The following is a 19826-nucleotide window of genomic DNA, read 5'->3' as shown; positions in this document are numbered from 1 at the left end:
TTTTATCACTTATCGAGCGCTTTCTATACCCGGCACAAGGCCGGGTATCTCATTTAGCTTCGATGCACGCTAAGCCCGGCAAAAGACTGGGTGACTGGCATCATCTCAAGGGTATTGATGTTGACATGAGCCGGTAACGAAGCAACCCACCATACAGCTTCAGTGACATCCTGCGGAGTCAGTGCAGTGGTATTTTCGTAGGTTTTACCTGCTTTATCATCGTCGCCTTTGAAACGCACATTAGAGAACTCGGTACCGCCAACCAGTCCGGGTTCAATGTCGGTAACGCGGATCGCCGTGCCGTGTAAGTCTGTACGCAGGTTCAGACTAAACTGACGAACAAACGCTTTGGTTGCACCATAAACGTTCCCGCCAGCGTACGGCCAGCTACCGGCGGTAGAGCCGATATTAATTATGTGTCCGCGGTTACGCTCGACCATGCCAGGCAGAACGGCACGAGTCATATAAATCAGGCCTTTGTTGTTGGTATCGATCATGGTTTCCCAGTCATCGACATTCGCTTTGTGGGCTGGCTCAAGACCCAGCGCCAGACCGGCATTGTTGACCAGGATATCGATATTGCGCCATTCGGCAGGCAGGGTGTCCAGCATCTCTTCAATGGATGCGCGATTGCGTACGTCAAGCTGGGCGATATACAGATTATTACCCAGTTCATCTTTCAGTTCCTGCAGACGTTCCTGGCGGCGTCCGGTGGCAATAACTTTATGCCCATTCTCAATAAAACGACGCGTAATGCACTCACCAAAACCTGCTGTTGCTCCGGTTACTAAAACGATCATCTCACTGTTCCTCAACGCTTTTTATGTAGTACTACCATAGCACGTCATTTCTGTTCAGAGCTATTCCTGCTTAACGAGATTGCGGTCAAATCCTGGGAGGCCTACTCTAGTAAACAAATCGTTTTCAGGAGGAAAAGATGTCGTTAACAAATCCTTTTTTGCACCACAGCACATTACCTTACCAGGCACCGCAATTTGATCAGATTGAAGATTGCCATTATCGGCCCGCGTTTGATGAAGGTGTGAAACAAAAACGCGCTGAAATAGCGGCGATTGTGCAAAACCAACAGGCTCCTGATTTCACAAATACGTTGCTGGCGCTTGAGCAAAGTGGGGCGTTGTTGACGCGCGTCACCAGCGTTTTCTTTGCGATGACGGCAGCGCATACCAACGATGAGCTGCAGCGTCTTGACGAGGAGTTCTCCGCCGAACTGGCCGCGCTGGCCAATGATATCTATCTCAATGACGCACTTTTTGCGCGTATAGATGCCGTCTGGCAGCAACGCTCTTCGCTGGCGCTGGAAGGTGAATCATTGCGTCTGTTGGAGGTGGTTCACCAACGCTTTGTGTTGGCTGGTGCATGTCTTAATGATGCCGATAAAGCACGCCTGAAAGCGCTAAATACGGAGTCGGCGACGTTAACCAGCCAGTTCAATCAGCGTCTGCTGGCGGCGAACAAAGCGGGTGCACTGATCGTGGATGATGTCCGGCAGCTTGACGGACTCAGCGCAGAAGAAATTGCCGTTGCGGCGCAAGCCGCCAGCGACAAAGGACTTGAGGTTCGCTGGGTTATCCCACTATTGAACACCACACAACAACCGGCACTTGCTGCGTTACGCGATCGACAGACACGAGAAAACCTGTTTACCCAGGCATGGACACGGGCGGAAAAAAATGATGCCAACGATACTCGCGCTATCATTAAACGGCTGGTGGAGATCCGCAGAGAGCAGGCAACATTACTGGGTTTTGCGAATTTTGCTGCCTGGAAAATTGCCGACCAGATGGCGAAAACGCCAGAAGCGGCACTTTCTTTTATGCGGGCGATCGTGCCCGCTGCACGTCAACGCGCGCTGAATGAGCAGGCTGAAATTCAGAAAGCGATTAATCAGCAACAGGGACAATTCGAGGTTGAGGCCTGGGACTGGGCATTTTATGCCGAGCAGGTGCGTCGTGAAAAATATGCTCTTGATGAAGCTCTGATTAAACCTTACTTTGCCCTGGATACGGTGCTGAATGAAGGTGTTTTCTGGACAGCAAACCAGCTATTTGGCATTAAATTCATCGAGCGCTTTGACATCCCTGTTTATTATCCGGATGTACGGGTTTGGGAGATTTTCGATCATGATGGCGTAGGACTGGCGCTATTTTATGGTGATTTCTTTGCCCGTGAATCAAAAAGCGGTGGTGCCTGGATGGGAAATTTTGTTGAGCAATCTCTGCAAAATGAAACCAGGCCGGTAATTTACAACGTCTGCAATTATCAGAAACCTGCTCAGGGCCAACCCGCCTTGCTGCTGTGGGATGATGTCATCACGTTGTTCCATGAGTTCGGACACACGTTACATGGTCTGTTTGCCAGCCAACGGTATGCGACGCTGTCGGGCACGAATACCCCGCGTGATTTCGTCGAATTCCCGTCGCAGATAAACGAACACTGGGCGAGTGATCCGCAGGTTTTCGCGCGTTATGCTCGCCATGTTGAAACGGGTGAAAAAATGCCCCAGCCATTGCTGGAGAAGATGCAACGGGCCAGCTTGTTTAACAAAGGCTATGATATGACGGAGCTTCTCAGTGCTGCATTGCTGGATATGCGCTGGCACAGCCTGGAGCAGTGTGTGTCATCGCTGTCAGTTGATGAATTTGAGCAGCAGGCCCTGGCTGCGGAAGGATTGGATCTGCAGGCTGTACCGCCGCGTTATCGCAGCAGCTATTTTGCCCATATATTCGGTGGTGGCTATGCCGCAGGGTATTATGCCTATTTATGGACGCAAATGTTGGCCGATGACGGCTATCAGTGGTTTGTAGAGCAGGGCGGATTGACCCGTGAAAACGGACAGAAATTCCGCGAAGCGGTTTTGTCCCGTGGTAACAGCACTGATTTAGCTGAGCTTTATCGCCAGTGGAGTGGCCGCGACCCCAAAATGGAGCCAATGCTCAAACACCGTGGTTTGAGCGCTTAAGACATTGTCAGCCAAAAAGTTAAACCGGGCGCGATGCCCGGTTTTTAGCTGGATTTTTTCTTCATCAAAATTCCTCCCTAAAATGAATCCTTAAATTCTGCAAAATTTGCAGGGGGGCCTTCCTCCGCTCTGTGCCAGAAGTGAACGTGGTTAGCGACTGCCTCTTGCAAAGGCGAGGGCGAAGGCCAGGATCCATTTAGATATTTAAAAGTTAAAGCAATAAGTCCTGCGCCATCTTCAAGGCATCATTTGAATACGTATCTGGGCCAGGCACATTACAACCCTCCGTGCCCATCCAGGTTTCTTCCAGACTCAGTCGTTCGCACGCGTGTATTCAGCGTCAATCGCTTCCGCATCCGCGCGCCAGCGGGAAAAAAGGGATTGTCGCTCGCGGATCGCCTGCATCGTTGTCTCAAGGTTGATCATTTCGTCCTGCATCTGTGCGAAGCCGGTAAAATGCTTACGGTCAAAATCACTCTCTTCCAGCGTATTAATCAACCCCTCGCGCTGCTGATTAAAATTTCCCACCATGGATTCAATCATTTTCTTGAACTCTTCTTCACGTTTCGCTTGGTTATAGGTATCCCAGAGTTCAAGCGCAACGCCGACAAATACCAGCGCGCCGTTCATGCCTTTTGCAAATTTTATGGCACCCCAGGGCTTAAATTTCAGAAATTTGCCCAGTTCTAATCCGGCCATTTTGCCAACCGTTACCACGCCATCACGCGCCGCAATCACGGTTGTACTGTTGATGAAATTGCTCTTAACGATGTAATTGAGCCCTTGCTTACCCATGGCTGCAATATTACCGTTGTAATGATTAATCTCCGCACTGTAGCCCAGATGCATTTTCCGGATAGCATTGTTAACGGACTGGACACGACGATCGAACTCGTTTTCGAGACGGGTATTAATCACGATGCCTTTTTCGCCTATTTCGTTCTCGAAAAATTCCACATAGGTTTCGAGACTTAGGCCTTTGGCCCTCAAAATCAAATCTTTAAAGTAATCAGTAACGAAGGTTTTCAAACTGATGCGGGCGTCAGTGATGTCGCGTTGCATCATGAGCAGCTCTTTAGAGAGCCGGGTATGCATCGATGAAAGACCTTCAACCTCCTTCTTAATTCGATCATCGTTAGCGATCGCCTCAGGAAGTTTCCGGAACAAAATATCCTTTATTACGCTCTTTTTCGTCTCTTCACACAGTGCCAGTGCACCGCCGCTGCGCTCGATTTTGTAACTCGTCGCATCCTGCAATTCGACGATGTGGGACAGGGCCAGGAATTTCTCAGGGTTCTCCAGCCAATATTCCGTTCCCATATCAAAGGGGTTGGCCGCAACAGCAACAATACTGAGCGCATCACGTTCCTGCTGGGTCAGCGCAATCAGGTCACTAAGACGAGAACTCACATTTTGGCGTTTCACCAGCATATTGGACGTGTAATCCTCTTCGTCCTCTACGTCCGCTACCTCATCAAAACGGCTAAGCACAAACACCGTTCGGTCGAGCAGGTTCAGTGTGCGGAACAACCATTCAAGGTCGGCCTTGTGGCTTTCTTTAATCGGGTTGGTGGAGTTCATTACGTAGAGGATCAGATGTGCCTCGCTGATATACTTTTTTGTCATGTCCTTGTATTTTTCGACGACTCGGGTGTCCTCATTGAACTGCTCTTTAAAACCAAACAGCCCAGGCGTATCGATCAGAACAAAATCAGAACCCACGTCGTACACTTTGACTTCGTTGGATGACTCCTGATGGCTGATGTTCATGCTGGCTTTATCCAGACGCCCCATCCATGCCGCTGCAATGGAGGTTTTACCTTCGGAAAAACCACCGATCAGAGCGATTTTTAATTTCCCATTCGCAGCATTCTCTTTGGCCGCCTCAATTTTATGAATAAGTTGCACATCGACCGGGACACCGACCTTTTCTCCCTGTTCGAGAAATGCAGTCAGTTCATCCAAAATGTAAATATTGCGTAACTGTTGCGCTTTAAAAGCCTCAAGCGTTTTTTCCATTACTTAGCTCCAGAAAAATCAATTTCATTAGATAACAGGCGCAACGCTGCGGCCGCCTGAGTCAAAATCTCATTTATGCTCGATACCTGCTGTACCGGTGCTTCCAACATTACTTTGAGTTCGGCTATTTTCTTCTTCAATTCAGGGAAGGCCTTTTCGATACCTTCTAAGATTGTGTCATTCATATGAGAGGCCACATTGCTGAGATTTTTGTCAGTTGACTGCTTCTGTTGCGACATTTTGTAGTTGGAGCTGAAAAAGCTGCGCACCGCCTTGTAAGCCGCAAAGGCAAGGCTTGCGAGTGCAGGGGCAAGGACTAGCCACCCCGCGGGGTTCCAAAATAACAGCGCACCTCCTGCAAGCGATGCCAATAGCCCTGAGACCTTGATGCCATTATCAATATCAATGGTGAGTGGAAACTCACTACTGAACTGATGTTTTTGCAGGCTTTCGAAGGTGTCGAGTATTTCGTGAGCGTGCTGCTGGAATTGCTCAATGATGTCGCTAGTCTCAAGCTGAAAACGTTCGAGCTCTTTTTTCAGTGCTTCTGAGAGGGATTTTTCAAGCTTACCGTGCTCCCTGCTGATGGCAGACTCCAGCTCACTTTTAAAACGGTCGGTGCTAATGTCACCGTCAATGGCCTGATAAACTTGTTCCCGTGCCTGATTACGGAACTGGCTAATTCCCTCATCAGCTCGGTCAATCAGTCGCTGGTACAGTGACTTCAGAGCAAGGTCAAGCTGCTTATGCGCACTGTCTTTTTTATCACTGAACTGACTGGCAAGCCCGGCATAGGTGTCCTGTTGCAGCGTAGTCACTTGTGCAGCAATATCATCCAGCACAATACGAGTTTTTTGGGTATTTGAGCGGGTAATTTTTTCTTTGCTGTCGGTCACGAGCTGCTGTGTTAATACGCGCGCAAGTTCCGCAACGCCCGTTTTCTCAAGTAACTGTTCTCTGGTAAAGGATTTTAGAAATTTATCGCGGCTTTTAATGTGCGACCCACCAGGCACCAAATGTTCAGCCACACTGAGAAACCCTGGCATGGCACTGACAACCAGCGTATCTCGATAGTTGTCACCCAGTTGTTCGCGCATTTTTTCATTAAGATCCTTGATACTCTGCGCTTCATCTTGATCCACCAAAGGTTTGCTAAGACCCATCGCATTTGTCACACGCTTATTAAACAATGTCCAGACCTCGGTCTGTGCATTAAGGTGTGATTTAATTTTCTCCAGTGTTCCGGGATTTTCTTCATCACCTTTCTGCGGCGCAGTTGCTTTGCTGGTTACATAAAACACCGCATGCGCTTTCTCGACCGCTCGCTTAATTTGTTCGAGCACCTTGCTCTCTTTACCTTCAATACCAGGAATATCCAGTAGAGCAAAACGCTGGCCATGGGCTTCGAAAGGATAAAGAGTGGCGTCCAGAGTGAAGTCTGACAGACCAGTGCCGATGATTTCACCATCCGCCAGCGCGTTTAGTTCGCCAAGTTGGTTCTCCACTCTTGCCCGTAGCTCTAAAATCGTCTGCCGCTCTCTGTCGCATTCCGCTTGCTGGCTTGTTAAGGACTGTGTTGCCTGACTAATTTCAGCGTCCAATGCCAGCTGTCGCTTCCTCAGCTGTTGTTGTTGCTTTTGCTCTGGGGACAGAATGTATAGGGCTATCAGTCGACGTATTGCGGACCAATGCTTTTTCTGATCTTCGATAAGCGTGCTCAGTAGCGACAATTCTTTCTCAAGTTCAGCTTCCCGCGCAGCATAACTTCCTCGTAATTCTGCTAAAGCCCGGCTAAGGGCCTCGGTCCGGGTCTCATTGTCTTTCAACAGCCGGTCGCTGTTTTCAAGAATCTCAGGCGAGAGATTATGTTGTTGCTGATACCTGCGAAAAGCATCTTGTCTGGCGAGTTTAGATTCTTCCTTAAGCAGGATGCGCAGTGCCTCAATAACTGTTGATTTTCCGGCGTTTGTTTCGCCATAGAAGGCGATAGTAAACGTCTCCCACTCTGCATTCGCGCTCAAGCTTTCGATGGCTTCATTTAACCGTGTCTGGAAACTTTCAAGTTGAAGACGGGCCTGGTCGTTGGCTTTCTTTAGCGCAGTGTCGGTTACAGGCTTAGTAAGATTATCGAGAATGCGTCCAACTTCTTGTGAGATTTTCTTGTAGACCTGTCCGGAGGTCTCAATAACAGCAGACATGCAGAATCCTTTGAAGTTAATTCGTTTTACTCAGTTGGGTTGCGGCAGGCAGGTAGACTGCATATCCTTTCAACACATTGCGCGATCGCCCAACTTAAAACTATACCGCGCATCTAGCGTCTGTTGCTGTTGGCGGCATACACGACCCCGCCATATATACAGCTCCTAATGTTGAATCGGCAGAATGAGAAATTTCTTTAATAAAAACGGATTGATAGATGAGAAGGTAAGGTGAAAGTGATGAACTGACTTACACACCGTTGTTTAACACACAACGATTTAAGAAGCGCCTTCATCAGAAGTAAAATCATCTGCGAACTTCCGCTGTTCGCTCACCGTGGATCTTTGGCTCAGTTAGATTGTCCGCTTTGTGCTGTGAGTTCAATGGGGCGCTTCATACATCAACGTATAGCTTCTATTAACGCCGATCCTTGATTCCCAAAGGTACGTGTCACGGTGTGCCATATAAATTTATCAGTCGGTACACATTAAGATTGAAATGATATATCTATGAGGGAATATCTTCCCCAAAACGATATGCAACTTATCTACTATGACACATATCTGAAGCGTGAAATCGCGCTCTGTCACTGGGATGATGCTCCCTCTTTTTTCTATAAGGATTATATTCGGGTAGATAAGCTGATTTCAGGTATGGGCGGGCAGATTCTTTACCACGAAGCCGTTCATTGAGGAAATTGTTTTCAAATATCACATTTCATGTGGTTAATATTATCGTCATTTTTGCGATTTAACTCATGGGTGTTCGGTTCCATTAAATGTAAAACAAGAAAAATAGAATAAAATCTATCGCATTGGTTATCATGATTGTTTTAATTTCAAGTTAATTTATTATCATGCGAAGTAATCTTTTTTTTCTTTCCTTAATATTAATTACTATTAAAAAATTTACATAAGTTTTCCTTTTGGGCGCTAAAATGCCCATGTCTAAATGTTCATACAGGGAAGGAAACCGTGATGATCAGAAGAACGCAGGAAATAGATGTAATTTTAATCGAACTTAACAAATCAATTGATGCTCATTATAAGTGGCTGGTGAAAATGTTCCGCTGTGTGGTGTCATCAGACGTTACTCAGCCTGATATTTCGGGCGATGACTCTCACGCTGTTTGTCAATTTGGGCAGTGGCTCAAGAACCATCCACAGCACGATGATGATGAATGCAGTTATGTCAGCAATATTCACGCGACACATGAGAAAATGCATTTGTTAGGCAAGGAATTGCTATTGGCAATCGTGGAAGAGCGTAGCCATTCATGGCATTTCGACAGTTTCCAGGATGCGTTACTGGGATTTACGTCTGCGGTCATGGACTACAAAATATATTTACTGACTATCCGCAGTAATATTGATGTGTTAACAGGTTTGCCTGGCAGAAGAATGCTTGATGAGTCGTTTGACCAGCAGTTACTCGATGCTGAGCCGCTTAACCTGTACATATTGTTGCTGGATATCGACCGTTTTAAACATGTTAATGATACCTACGGACATCTGGTTGGTGACATGGTGTTGCGCAGTCTGGCGTCAAATTTATTAGCATGGACTCGATACGATGAGGTTGCTTATCGCTATGGTGGTGAGGAGTTTATTGTCATCATCCGAACCAAAACGGACGAGCAGGCATGCCAGGCAGGGTTGCGTCTTTGTCATCTGATTGGCCAGAAAAAAATCCCTTATCCAGAAGGCGAAATCGGCATAACGGTAACGGCTGGCATTACCAGAGTTCAACAGGGTGAAACGCTGGACAGCGGTCTTGGACGTGCTGACAGAGCCATGTATGAAGGGAAACAGACCAGCAGGAATCGCTGCATGTTTATGGATGAAAAAGAGAAAATCACGCTAGTTGGCACTAATGATCAACTGACACCGCGCGTCAGAGCGTGAATTTTATCAGTGTAGACCGGCTGTAGTTACGTTTCGTTTAACTTCCATTGCGGTTGTCGATGATATGTTAGCCGACTATTCGTTATCTTCGCAGGGAATTGCCAGATAACGTATAAAGCAAAACACAAATCTATCCATGCAAGCATTTACCGCTGGTTTCTCCGGCGGTTTTTTTTATCTGTAATTCTGAGAAATGATTCAGGGAAGGGAAGCAGGTAAAAAAATGGCCCCTTGTGCAGTTATGCGACAAGGGGCCGGTTCGGTGCAGGATTATCTCCGTTCATCAATCATCCCATCTGTGGCTAAAATACGCGGCCAGGAAACCGGAAAATAAAATAATTCCCAGAACAGCCATAAAAATATTCATATTACCCAGCATAGTAAATGCTCCTTTATCTATTGAGTTTCCTCTCTTACCTTAATTTCACCTCGTTAATGACTATAGTAGCAATTCGAACTTAAACAAAGAGTGAACTGTGTGAATATTTCGTCTGAAATGTAAGGTTTTGGCTTTTTCTCGGCGAAGAAAATAAATAATCGTGACGAAACAGGCGCACCCATCTGCAAATAATCATAATTTTATCTTGTAATCCGCTGCAGCTACCGGGTTGTCCGGACACAAGATGTTGCACGTTTATAATGCAACACTGTGTCATGGTGGTTCAATTCTTCTCTCTTGCCGTCATGGCGACGCATTCTTTTTATCTGCATTTCATTGATGGTATTTATAATTTATTGAATTATATGCCTTTTTCATATCTGGCACTGTTTTTGCCTTATTCCTTCTGAACACCCTTAATTTGCACCGTTTTGCCTTTCCGGCTGCACCGGAGCTTTCAGCAAGTCTACTTTCAGGAGTGAAACTATGCAGCGTCGTACATTATTAAAAGCCTTTGCTCTTTCGGCCTCTGTTGTGGCTATGGGGATGAGTTTTAGCGTTCAGGCTGCCGACACCATTAAAGTTGGCATCATGCATTCGTTGTCCGGGACAATGGCTATTTCTGAAACACCGCTGAAGGATGTGGCGTTGATGACCATTGATGAGATCAACGCCAAAGGCGGTGTACTGGGAAAAAAACTGGAGCCGGTAGTGGTTGATCCGGCGTCAAACTGGCCGCTGTTTGCCGAAAAAGCCCGTCAGTTGCTAAGCCAGGACAAAGTGGCGGTGGTTTTTGGTTGCTGGACATCGGTTTCGCGCAAATCTGTACTGCCGGTATTTGAAGAGTTAAACGGCCTGTTGTTTTATCCCGTGCAATATGAAGGTGAAGAGATGTCACCTAACGTTTTCTATACCGGCGCTGCGCCCAATCAGCAGGCCATTCCCGCGGTTGAGTATCTGATGAGTGAAGACGGTGGCAGTGCAAAACGTTTCTTCCTGCTGGGCACCGATTACGTTTATCCGCGAACAACCAATAAAATTCTCCGTGCCTGGCTGCATTCAAAAGGCATTGCGGATAAAGACATTGAAGAGGTTTATACCCCGTTTGGCCACAGCGATTACCAGACCATCGTCGCCAGCATCAAAAAATTCTCCGCCGGGGGAAAAACGGCGGTGGTATCAACCATTAATGGCGACTCTAACGTTCCGTTCTATAAAGAGCTGGCAAACCAGGGTCTGAAAGCGACCGATGTTCCGGTTGTTGCGTTCTCTGTTGGAGAAGAGGAGTTGCGCGGTATTGATACCAAACCCCTGGTAGGCAATCTTGCGGCCTGGAACTATTTTGAATCCGTTGATAATGCCACCAATAAGCAATTTATCGCTGATTACCGCGCCTATGCGAAAGCGCACAAACTACCGAATGCTGATTCTGTGGTCACGAACGATCCGATGGAAGCCACGTATGTTGGCCTGCACATGTGGGCGCAGGCGGTTGAAAAAGCCGGAACGACGGATGTCGATAAAGTCCGTGCGGCCATGGCGGGGCAATCATTCTCTGCACCTTCTGGCTTTACGCTGACAATGGATGCAACGAACCATCACCTGCATAAACCCGTCATGATTGGCGAAATTGAAAGTAACGGTCAGTTTAACGTGGTATGGCAAACGGATGCCCCGGTCCGTGCCCAACCGTGGAGTCCGTATATCGCCGGGAATGATAAAAAATCTGAGCAGCCCGTCAAAACCGCCAGCAACTGATCTTACGCCCTCCTGTGGGAGGGCCCAATTTTGGAGAACGCTATCATGAAAGCCATGCGCTTTATTCGTGGCGTGTTGTTGCTGACGTGGCTTTTGCCGTGGATAGCGCAGGCAACAGATGCCGATACCTTCGCCGCGGCCAGTCGGACACAGCAGGCGACATTACTGGAACAATGGGCGATTAACCCCGATGTTCAGCGTTTACCTTTGCTTAATGCCCTGAGTGGCGAAAACCTGCTGACCGACGACGTTAAAAATGCATTCACGATGAACGGTTCGCGTGTGCAATCTCTGGGGGCGGCCAGCACACCCAGTGGTGAATTAAAAAAAATCCGCCTGACTAACCGCCTGCGTAACCTGGTGGCTGGCACATTGTCTGTTCATCAGTTATTAAGTGACAATGTCACTTTTAGAATGGCTGCTGCCCGAACATTACAACGTGAAGCACTGCCAGTGATGCTGCCATTTTTGCAGCAAAGGCTGCTGCAGGAGACGGATGCTGGCGTGAAATCCACCCTGGCGGCTGCTCTGGCAAACCTGCAACTGAACAGTAGTTCGCCCGATGTCAGGCGCCGGGCCATCGAATTGCTGGGCGCATCCAATGATCCTGAAACACAAGCGCGATTACAGCCTTTCACCCAACTGGAACATGAACCCGATGCGCGTGTACGCGCTGCCGCCAGCGAAAGCCTGAATACCATTGAACATCGAATGAAGGTTGGAGAGTTGCTTGGCCAGGCGTTTATGGGATTATCGCTCGGGTCTATTTTATTGCTGGCGGCGCTGGGGCTGGCCATCACCTACGGACTACTCGGCGTCATTAATATGGCGCACGGTGAAATGCTGATGCTTGGTGCTTATTGTACCTGGATAGTGCAACAGCTGATGAGCCAGTTTTTCCCGCAGTGGTTAGCCTTTTATCCGCTGATTGCGCTGCCGGTTGCCTTCCTGCTGACCGCCGCTATGGGAATGCTGCTGGAACGCACAGTGATCCGCCATTTGTACGGACGCCCACTTGAAACGCTACTGGCAACCTGGGGGATTAGCCTGATGCTGATCCAGTTGGTGCGCATGACCTTTGGTGCGCAAAACCTTGAGGTAGCTAACCCGGCATGGCTGTCGGGTGGTATTCAGGTCTATGCCAATCTGATTTTGCCGTGGAACCGGATTGTGGTGCTGGGATTTGCCATTCTGGTGCTGTCCTTCACCTGGTTGTTGCTGAATAAAACCCGTCTGGGTATGCGCGTGCGTGCAGTGACACAAAACCGCAGCATGGCAGATTGCTGCGGCGTTCCCACGGGGCGCGTGGATATGTTGGCATTTGGTCTCGGCTCCGGCATTGCCGGACTTGGGGGCGTGGCGCTATCGCAGTTGGGCAACGTTGGGCCAGAACTGGGGCAAAGCTACATCATTGATTCATTTTTGGTGGTGGTGCTGGGAGGCGTTGGACAGCTTGCCGGGAGCGTCGCGGCGGCGTTTGGTTTGGGGATTTTCAACAAGATTCTCGAACCGCAGGTTGGGGCCGTCCTCGGCAAAATTATGATTCTGGTGCTGATTATTCTGTTTATTCAAAAACGTCCGCAGGGGCTGTTTGCGCTAAAAGGGAGGGTCATTGACTGATGACGATGCCAATGACATTAACGCTGGCGCGCAAAGCGCCGCGTATTACCTGTGTGCTGGGACTGACTTTACTGCTGGCACTGATTATTCTGCCATTTCTCGCGCTGTTGCCTACGGATCATCCGCTGGCGATATCTGTCTGGACACTGACACTGGTTGGGAAAATTCTCTGTTATGCCATTGTGGCAGTTGCCCTGGATCTGGTGTGGGGATATGCCGGAATGCTCTCGCTGGGCCACGGTATTTTCTTTGCGCTGGGCGGTTATGCGATGGGGATGTACCTGATGCGCCAGGCATCTGGTGAAGGGGTGCCAGCTTTTATGTCGTTCCTGTCGTGGACTGAACTTCCGTGGTTTTGGTGGGGAACGCAGCATTTTCTTTGGGCGATGATGTTGGTTGTTATGGTGCCTGGCTTGCTGGCGTTGGTGTTTGGTTGGTTTGCCTTCCGTTCAAAAATCAAAGGGGTCTATTTCTCCATCATGACGCAGGCGCTGACCTTTGCCGGCATGCTGTTGTTCTTCCGTAACGAAACCGGGTTTGGCGGCAATAACGGATTTACCGGTTTTACCACCATTCTGGGATTTTCGGTGACGGCGACCACGACACGTATCGCGTTGTTCCTGGCGACCGTTGTGCTGCTGATTCTGGCGCTGTGGCTCGGATGGGCGCTGGCTCGCAGTAAATTTGGCCGTATTTTGACAGCCGTTCGCGACGCTGAAAATCGGTTGATGTTCTGCGGGTATGACCCAAAGGGTTTCAAACTACTGGTATGGACACTCTCTGCCGTCCTGTGCGGGCTGGCGGGGGCGCTGTATGTTCCGCAGGTGGGGATCATTAACCCCAGTGAAATGTCACCCACCAACTCAATTGAAGCCGCGATTTGGGTCGCACTGGGTGGGCGCGGTACGTTGATTGGCCCGGTGTTTGGCGCGGTGCTGGTGAACGGCGCTAAAAGTTGGTTTACCGTCATCATGCCTGAATACTGGCAACTGTTTCTCGGCCTGATTTTTATTGGCGTTACGCTGTTTTTGCCTCGAGGCGTAATTGGTCTGTTTCGCAAGGGAGACAAATAATGCAGCCAGATGAAGGGCTTTTTACCCGCCAGATGCCGGGCGATCGTTTTCGCAATCAAACAGATCCGGTGCTCCAACTGGAAAAAATAAACGTTAACTTTGATGGTTTCCAGGCGCTAACGGATTTGACGCTCAATATTGGGGTTGGCGAGTTACGCTGCGTTATTGGACCCAATGGCGCGGGAAAAACCACGTTGATGGATGTCATCACCGGTAAAACGAAGCCGCAAAGTGGGCGGGCGATTTACGATCAATCCATTGATTTAACATCACTCGACGCCATCGCCATTGCTCGCCAGGGCATTGGTCGCAAATTTCAGAAACCGACCGTTTTTGAAGCGTTGACGGTGGAAGAGAACCTCGAGTTGGCGATGAAAAATGATAAATCCGTTTGGGGGTCATTACGGGCGTGTTTATCGGGAGAACAACGGGATCGCATCGATGACATGTTGACGCTGTTGCGACTGAGTAACGAACGCGCCCGTCGTGCCGGACGCCTTTCCCATGGGCAGAAACAATTTCTGGAGATTGGTATGTTGCTGGTGCAGGAGCCGCATTTGTTGCTACTGGATGAGCCAGCTGCCGGGATGACGGATGCTGAGACGGAATACACCGCTGAACTGTTTCGCCAGCTTGCCGGAAAACATTCTCTGATGGTGGTTGAGCACGATATGGGGTTTGTTGAGAGCATTGCTGATCACGTCACGGTATTGCACCAGGGGCGGGTACTGGCCGAGGGGAGCCTGCGCGATGTTCAGGCCAATGAGCAGGTGATTGAAGTGTATCTCGGACGCTAAGGAGTGCTGATGCTACAGGTAAATGAACTAAATCAATACTATGGCGGCAGCCATATCCTGCGTGGCGTGAGTTTTGAGGCGCGTATAGGTGAAGTAACATGTCTGCTGGGGCGTAATGGGGTTGGTAAAACAACACTGCTGAAGTGCCTGATGGGGCTGATTCCAACCCGCAGCGGTAGTGTTATCTGGCAGGGTAAAAACATTACTCTCCGTAAGCCACATCAGCGGGTGCTGGCGGGGGTAGCGTATGTGCCGCAGGGCCGCGATATTTTTCCTCGCCTGACGGTTGAAGAGAATCTGTTGCTGGGACTCTCCCGGTTTTCAGCACAAGAGGCAAAACGTGTACCGGATGAAATTTATGCGTTGTTTCCGGTATTACAGGAGATGAAATACCGGCGGGGTGGTGATTTGTCGGGCGGGCAACAGCAACAGTTAGCTATTGGCCGGGCGCTGGCCAGTCGCCCGCAGTTGTTGATCCTCGATGAGCCAACAGAGGGGATCCAGCCTTCGGTGATAAAAGAGATTGGCCTGGTTATCAGCCAACTGGCCCATCGTGGTGATATGGCTATATTGCTGGTGGAGCAGTTTTATGACTTTGCCGAACAGCTTGCAGACAAATACCTGTTAATGTCGCGAGGCAGCATTATTCAACGTGGATCAGGTGAAAATATGGCAGCAGAAGGTGTGCGTGGGTTGGTTGCCATTTGAATCAGGCGACAGTGCCGTTTTGGCACTGTCGCAGTAATTTTCAGCAGACTGCCGGCTGGCTCCAGGGTTTGGCGCGCATGCCTTTTATCATTAACGCCCAGGCCAGGACAATCGCCACCATTAGTGCGACAAACAGCGACCATGGGGGCAGTGTGGTCAGGATGACCCCGCTGACTAATGGGTTTACCGCCGCGCCAAGCCAGCCCAGTGACTGGGCGGAAAAGTAACTGGCTTTCATACCTGCCGGTGCGATGTTGTCGATCAGCATGTATTCACCCGGCGCGTAGATGACCTCGCCAATGGTGAAAAAGGCGGCTGAAATCCCCCAGAACAGCAGGCTGTTGCCAGAGAAGGTAAAACCGACCAGACCGATAACAAAAAAAAGTGTACCCGCAGCCATCAGCGGGCGGATGTTTGCAGACGTCAGTCTGCGTCCGACAGCATATTGCAGCGATACCACAATTGCTGCGTTGACGGGCAGGACGACCGCCACCACTTTCTCAGCAAAATCACCATCGGCAACCACCATCACGTACTGAGAAATACAGGATGCAAATGCACCACCGACAAAAGAGGCCAGAAAAGCAGACAACGTAAACCAGCATAATGCTTTATCGCGCAGCAAAACTGAGGGTGACCATACTGTCGTGTTCAAACCTTCAGAGGGGATTGCGGAGCGTTTTACCCATGTCTGGATAAACACCAGCGGGAAGGCTGAACATATGGCCGCCAACCAGAACGGCAGGTTAATGCTTTGCATGACCAGTAGCGTGCCCAACGGCGGGCCAACGGTCCAGCCGATGTTCAGCACGGTGTAGTTAAGTGAGAAAATCTTTGTTTTAGTGGTGGCTGAGAGGTTATCGGCAAACCAGGCTTTCAGCACCGTGGCAAACACGGAGTAGGCACAGTTGATCAGCGCGAAGAGCAGAACCACTACCACCACGTTATGCACCAGAGGAATCGCTATAAAGCCGCAAGCAAAGCCCGCGATCGCCAGTAGCATAAAGCGTTTTTTTTCAAATTTATCGGCCAGGATGCCGAATCCAAGACTGAAAACGACGCCAATAGTCAGTGCTACTGTCATTGCATAACCGATCAGATCGACACCCAGGCCATACTGACGACTGAGGTAAATCGTCATGAATGGTAGCGTGGCTCCGCGTCCAATAGTTAATAACAAAGATGACGCGAGTAACGCGAGAGTGGACCTTCTCAGTGAGATATTCATTTTTCTGCCCGACAATGCATGTTGTTATGTTTTTTTTAGATATCAGAAACAAATAGCATGCTAAAAGTGTGATGTACACTCAATAAGTTGTCTGAAAATGCCCTGTGTGGCCTACCTGAATTAATGATCTGTTACGGTACAACGATTTCCGTTACCTTAACTTGTTTACAAAAATTTAATATTTGCAGGGGCGGTGGTATGTCGCGTAAAGATGGGTTGCTGGCGTTACTGGTTGTCGTAGTTTGGGGGCTGAACTTTGTTGTCATTAAGGTGGGACTACACAATATGCCGCCGTTGATGCTGGCAGGCTTGCGCTTTTTACTGGTGGCGTTTCCCGCAATCTTTTTTGTTGCCCGCCCGAAGATCCCGCTCTCGCTGTTACTTGGCTATGGCCTGACCATCAGCTTCGGTCAGTTCGCTTTTCTGTTTAGCGCCATCAAGTTTGGGATGCCTGCCGGTCTGGCATCGCTGGTTTTACAGGCGCAAGCTTTTTTCACTATCGTGCTGGGCGCGTTCGCCTTTGGCGAGCGTTTACAGGGGAAGCAACTGGTCGGTATCGCGCTGGCGGTGTTCGGTGTGCTGGTATTGATTGAGGCGAGCCTCAATGGACAACATGTTGGTATGCTTGGCTTTATGCTGACGCTGGCGGCGGCACTGAGCTGGGCCTGCGGCAATATCTTTAACAAGAAAATTATGCAGCATACTTCGCGTCCAGCGGTCATGTCGCTGGTGGTGTGGAGCGCATTAATTCCTGTCGTACCGTTTTTTCTGGCATCGGCATTGCTTGATGGCCCAGCGCAAATCGTGCAGAGCCTTGTGGCGATCGATATGACTACCATCCTGTCCCTGGTGTATCTGGCCTTTGTGGCGACCATTGTGGGCTATGGCATTTGGGGGTCTCTGCTGGGGCGCTATGAAACCTGGCGTGTTGCGCCATTGTCGTTGCTGGTACCCGTGGTAGGGTTGGCCAGTGCCGCAGTGCTGCTGGATGAAACGTTAACCGGGCTGCAACTGCTTGGTGCATTGTTGATCATGGCGGGGTTGTATATCAACGTGTTCGGTTTTCGCTTGCGCAAGATTGTGCAGGTGAAGAGTTAAAAAAAAAGCCCCGCAGTGACGGGGCTAAATAATTACAGGCTGTGCATATTGTAATAAGGCACGCCTAACTCATCGGATTTATCGCTGCCGGCACCCATATGATTAAAATCGAACGGGGACTGATCGTGCGCAGGGGGCATAATCATCGCGTCGCGATTATTTTGCGTTGTCGGTTGCGGGGTCTGTTCCGCCATGCTCTGGCCCGACGCAACAAGCAGCAGGGCCAGCATCGCATAAGACAGAAGTTTCATGATTTCCTCGGTTACGTCGTTAACTGGCGATTAGCAATTGCATTGATTGAGCGGGAGCAAATACCGGGATTCGCCATGCATATTCGTCACCCGATATTTATGCGGCGGTACATCAAAATAGTTCTTGAAGGTCCGGGTCAGCGTTTGCTGAGACTCAAAACCGTAACGCTCTGCAAGATAGAGGATCGGTTCGTTACTCTCTTTCAATTTTTGCGCTATTTCAGTCATTTTGCGGCTACGGATGTATTGACCTAATGAATGGCCGGTTTCTTTTTTGAACATCCGCTGCAGGTGCCATTTGGAGTAACCTGAACGCTCAGACACTTTTTCCAGCGAGAGTGGCGATTCAAGGTTATTTTCGATCCAGTCCAAAATGCTATGAATAGTGATTGTGTCAGTATTGCGTCTGGACATCGTCATACCTCTTTCTGTTTACGGCAGGATCCTCTTAAGCAAATGCTCAAGTGTTGCTACTTCTTCCGCCGTTAAGTTTTTTGTTAGTTCCTGGTGCAGGTCTTGCCCTACTAATTGATGACACTGCTCGCAAATTGCTGCGCCGTGCTCGGTGAGTTTTACCAGCACACCGCGCTTGTCATGTGGATTCGGAAGCCTTTCTATCCAGCCTTTACAGGCCAGTCTGTCCAGCATCCGCGTCAGGGCGCCAAGATCGACAGACAGCACTTTTTTCAATTCGACAGGGGTAATGCACACCGCACAACGGATGGAGCAGAGCACCTTAAACTGCGATGCCGTGATATCCAGCGGTGACAAATAGTCGTTTAATAAACGATCTTTTTTCTGATTAACCATGTAGATCAAACGACCCAGTGGGATGATTTCATTGAACAGATCACTGGTGCTTTTCACAATGGTTGCCCTGGCAAGTAGTTAGTCACGGCTGATATTATTGCTTAGGCAAATATAAGTCAAATGAATGAGTGGCCGCATGCCACGTTTTGCTAAAACATCAGGAACGCGCTACGCATAGCGCGTTTTTAACGTTCTGATCCGTAGGGTTTATGCGTAAAGAGAACTAATGAATCCTTACATCGACAACATGGCTTAACCCTGGAGTTTGCCCTTATACTTGCCGTTGACGAAAAACGCACAGGAAAGATGACATTATGATGGACTTGTTTAAAGCAATAGGACTGGGGCTGGTAGTCCTGTTACCGCTGGCAAACCCGTTAACCACCGTGGCGCTGTTTCTCGGCCTTGCTGGCAACATGAACAGCGCAGAGCGTAACCGTCAGTCATTAATGGCGTCTGTCTATGTATTTGCCATTATGATGGTCGCGTACTACGCCGGGCAGGTGGTAATGAATACGTTTGGGATTTCGATTCCCGGGTTGCGTATTGCGGGCGGGTTAATCGTTGCGTTTATCGGCTTTCGTATGCTGTTCCCTCAGCAGAAAGCGCATGATTCTCCGGAAGCGAGAAGCAAATCCGAAGAACTGGAGGACGAACCGACGGCCAATATTGCCTTTGTTCCGCTGGCCATGCCGAGTACTGCCGGCCCGGGGACGATTGCAATGATCATCAGTTCGGCCTCTACCGTGCGGCATGGTTCCGAATTCCCGGACTGGGTGATCATGGTTGCGCCGCCCATTATTTTTGCCGTCGTCGGGATTATCTTGTGGGGATGTCTGCGCAGTTCTGGCGGAATTATGCGGCTGGTGGGGAAAGGCGGGATCGAAGCTATTTCCCGTCTGATGGGCTTCCTGCTGGTGTGTATGGGTGTGCAGTTTATTATTAACGGCGTGCTGGAAATCATCCAAACCTACCATTAAACAACGGGCCCGGTATATC

The 19826-nt window shown here is 49.3% G+C and carries 17 protein-coding genes; 9 read left to right on the top strand and 8 right to left on the bottom strand.

All coding sequences use genetic code 11. From position 1 onward, the window contains the following. Positions 1-53: 53 nt before the first annotated feature. A complete protein-coding gene (ydfG, locus tag HV041_RS09285; protein WP_061067877.1) occupies positions 54-800 on the bottom strand; it encodes a bifunctional NADP-dependent 3-hydroxy acid dehydrogenase/3-hydroxypropionate dehydrogenase YdfG in 747 nt (248 codons plus the stop codon). A gap of 137 nt (positions 801-937) precedes the next feature. Here ydfG and dcp point away from each other — a divergent pair, with 137 nt between their 5' ends. Next, positions 938-2983: a peptidyl-dipeptidase Dcp gene (gene dcp / locus HV041_RS09280; protein ID WP_121584623.1), complete on the top strand. Its 2046-nt coding sequence runs from the start codon at positions 938-940 to the stop codon at positions 2981-2983. Between the two features lie 312 nt (positions 2984-3295). On the opposite strand, the gene HV041_RS09275 is transcribed toward dcp, so the two are convergent. Together HV041_RS09275 and HV041_RS09270 are read right to left on the bottom strand one after the other, a co-directional pair. Beyond that, positions 3296-5002: a LeoA/HP0731 family dynamin-like GTPase gene (locus HV041_RS09275; protein WP_121584624.1), complete on the bottom strand. Its 1707-nt coding sequence runs from the start codon at positions 5000-5002 to the stop codon at positions 3296-3298. Further along, on the bottom strand, positions 5002-7200 hold the full coding sequence (locus HV041_RS09270; RefSeq protein WP_182294206.1) for a GTPase: 2199 nt from the start codon (positions 7198-7200) through the stop codon (positions 5002-5004). Before HV041_RS09270 ends, HV041_RS09275 begins: the two co-directional genes overlap by 1 nt. 978 nt (positions 7201-8178) lie before the next feature. On the opposite strand from HV041_RS09270, the gene HV041_RS09265 reads away from it, so the two are divergent. Beyond that, the gene (locus tag HV041_RS09265; RefSeq protein WP_165712431.1) at positions 8179-9105 is read left to right on the top strand and encodes a diguanylate cyclase; all 927 of its coding nucleotides are present in this window, start codon (positions 8179-8181) and stop codon (positions 9103-9105) included. A 283-nt stretch (positions 9106-9388) separates the two neighbouring features. Here the strand turns inward: HV041_RS09265 and mgtS are convergent, their stop codons facing one another. Continuing rightward, positions 9389-9484 carry a protein MgtS gene (gene mgtS / locus HV041_RS09260; RefSeq protein WP_003032406.1) on the bottom strand — a complete coding sequence of 32 codons (96 nt, stop codon included), beginning with the start codon at positions 9482-9484 and terminating at the stop codon, positions 9389-9391. Between the two features lie 486 nt (positions 9485-9970). On the opposite strand from mgtS, the gene urtA reads away from it, so the two are divergent. Genes urtA through urtE form a run of 5 tightly spaced genes read left to right on the top strand, consistent with a single transcriptional unit; the run spans position 9971 to position 15440 of the window. Continuing rightward, positions 9971-11242, top strand: coding sequence for an urea ABC transporter substrate-binding protein (gene urtA / locus HV041_RS09255; protein WP_048211701.1), 1272 nt, complete (start codon positions 9971-9973; stop codon positions 11240-11242). A 45-nt stretch (positions 11243-11287) separates the two neighbouring features. Continuing rightward, positions 11288-12862: an urea ABC transporter permease subunit UrtB gene (urtB, locus tag HV041_RS09250; RefSeq protein ID WP_048211700.1), complete on the top strand. Its 1575-nt coding sequence runs from the start codon at positions 11288-11290 to the stop codon at positions 12860-12862. Beyond that, positions 12862-13935, top strand: coding sequence for an urea ABC transporter permease subunit UrtC (gene urtC, locus HV041_RS09245; protein ID WP_121584628.1), 1074 nt, complete (start codon positions 12862-12864; stop codon positions 13933-13935). Before urtB ends, urtC begins: the two co-directional genes overlap by 1 nt. Further along, on the top strand, positions 13935-14732 hold the full coding sequence (urtD, locus tag HV041_RS09240) for an urea ABC transporter ATP-binding protein UrtD (RefSeq protein WP_040231114.1): 798 nt from the start codon (positions 13935-13937) through the stop codon (positions 14730-14732). Before urtC ends, urtD begins: the two co-directional genes overlap by 1 nt. Before the next feature lie 9 nt (positions 14733-14741). Then, a complete protein-coding gene (urtE, locus tag HV041_RS09235) occupies positions 14742-15440 on the top strand; it encodes an urea ABC transporter ATP-binding subunit UrtE (protein ID WP_061067881.1) in 699 nt (232 codons plus the stop codon). 40 nt (positions 15441-15480) lie between these two features. On the opposite strand, the gene ydeE is transcribed toward urtE, so the two are convergent. After that, positions 15481-16668: an efflux MFS transporter YdeE gene (gene ydeE / locus HV041_RS09230; protein ID WP_115602065.1), complete on the bottom strand. Its 1188-nt coding sequence runs from the start codon at positions 16666-16668 to the stop codon at positions 15481-15483. Positions 16669-16866: 198 nt separating this feature from the next. Between ydeE and eamA the strand changes: the two genes are divergently transcribed. Continuing rightward, a complete protein-coding gene (eamA, locus tag HV041_RS09225) occupies positions 16867-17766 on the top strand; it encodes an O-acetylserine/cysteine exporter (protein WP_121584630.1) in 900 nt (299 codons plus the stop codon). 32 nt (positions 17767-17798) lie between these two features. Here the strand turns inward: eamA and marB are convergent, their stop codons facing one another. The 3 genes from marB to marR are packed head-to-tail and all read right to left on the bottom strand — an operon-like array spanning position 17799 to position 18884. Then, the gene (gene marB / locus HV041_RS09220) at positions 17799-18017 is read right to left on the bottom strand and encodes a multiple antibiotic resistance protein MarB (RefSeq protein WP_048211695.1); all 219 of its coding nucleotides are present in this window, start codon (positions 18015-18017) and stop codon (positions 17799-17801) included. Between the two features lie 30 nt (positions 18018-18047). Further along, on the bottom strand, positions 18048-18431 hold the full coding sequence (gene marA / locus HV041_RS09215) for an MDR efflux pump AcrAB transcriptional activator MarA (RefSeq protein ID WP_140168326.1): 384 nt from the start codon (positions 18429-18431) through the stop codon (positions 18048-18050). A gap of 18 nt (positions 18432-18449) precedes the next feature. Then, positions 18450-18884, bottom strand: coding sequence for a multiple antibiotic resistance transcriptional regulator MarR (gene marR, locus HV041_RS09210; protein ID WP_048211693.1), 435 nt, complete (start codon positions 18882-18884; stop codon positions 18450-18452). Between the two features lie 257 nt (positions 18885-19141). Here marR and HV041_RS09205 point away from each other — a divergent pair, with 257 nt between their 5' ends. Next, the gene (locus HV041_RS09205) at positions 19142-19807 is read left to right on the top strand and encodes a MarC family NAAT transporter (protein WP_048211692.1); all 666 of its coding nucleotides are present in this window, start codon (positions 19142-19144) and stop codon (positions 19805-19807) included. Positions 19808-19826: the final 19 nt, after the last annotated feature.

The sequence above is a fragment of the Citrobacter sp. RHBSTW-00029 genome, assembly GCF_014104295.1.
In the GTDB taxonomy this organism is placed as follows: domain Bacteria; phylum Pseudomonadota; class Gammaproteobacteria; order Enterobacterales; family Enterobacteriaceae; genus Citrobacter; species Citrobacter youngae.
Note: the sequence above shows the minus strand (reverse complement) of the source record. Positions and strands in the feature narration are given on the sequence as shown.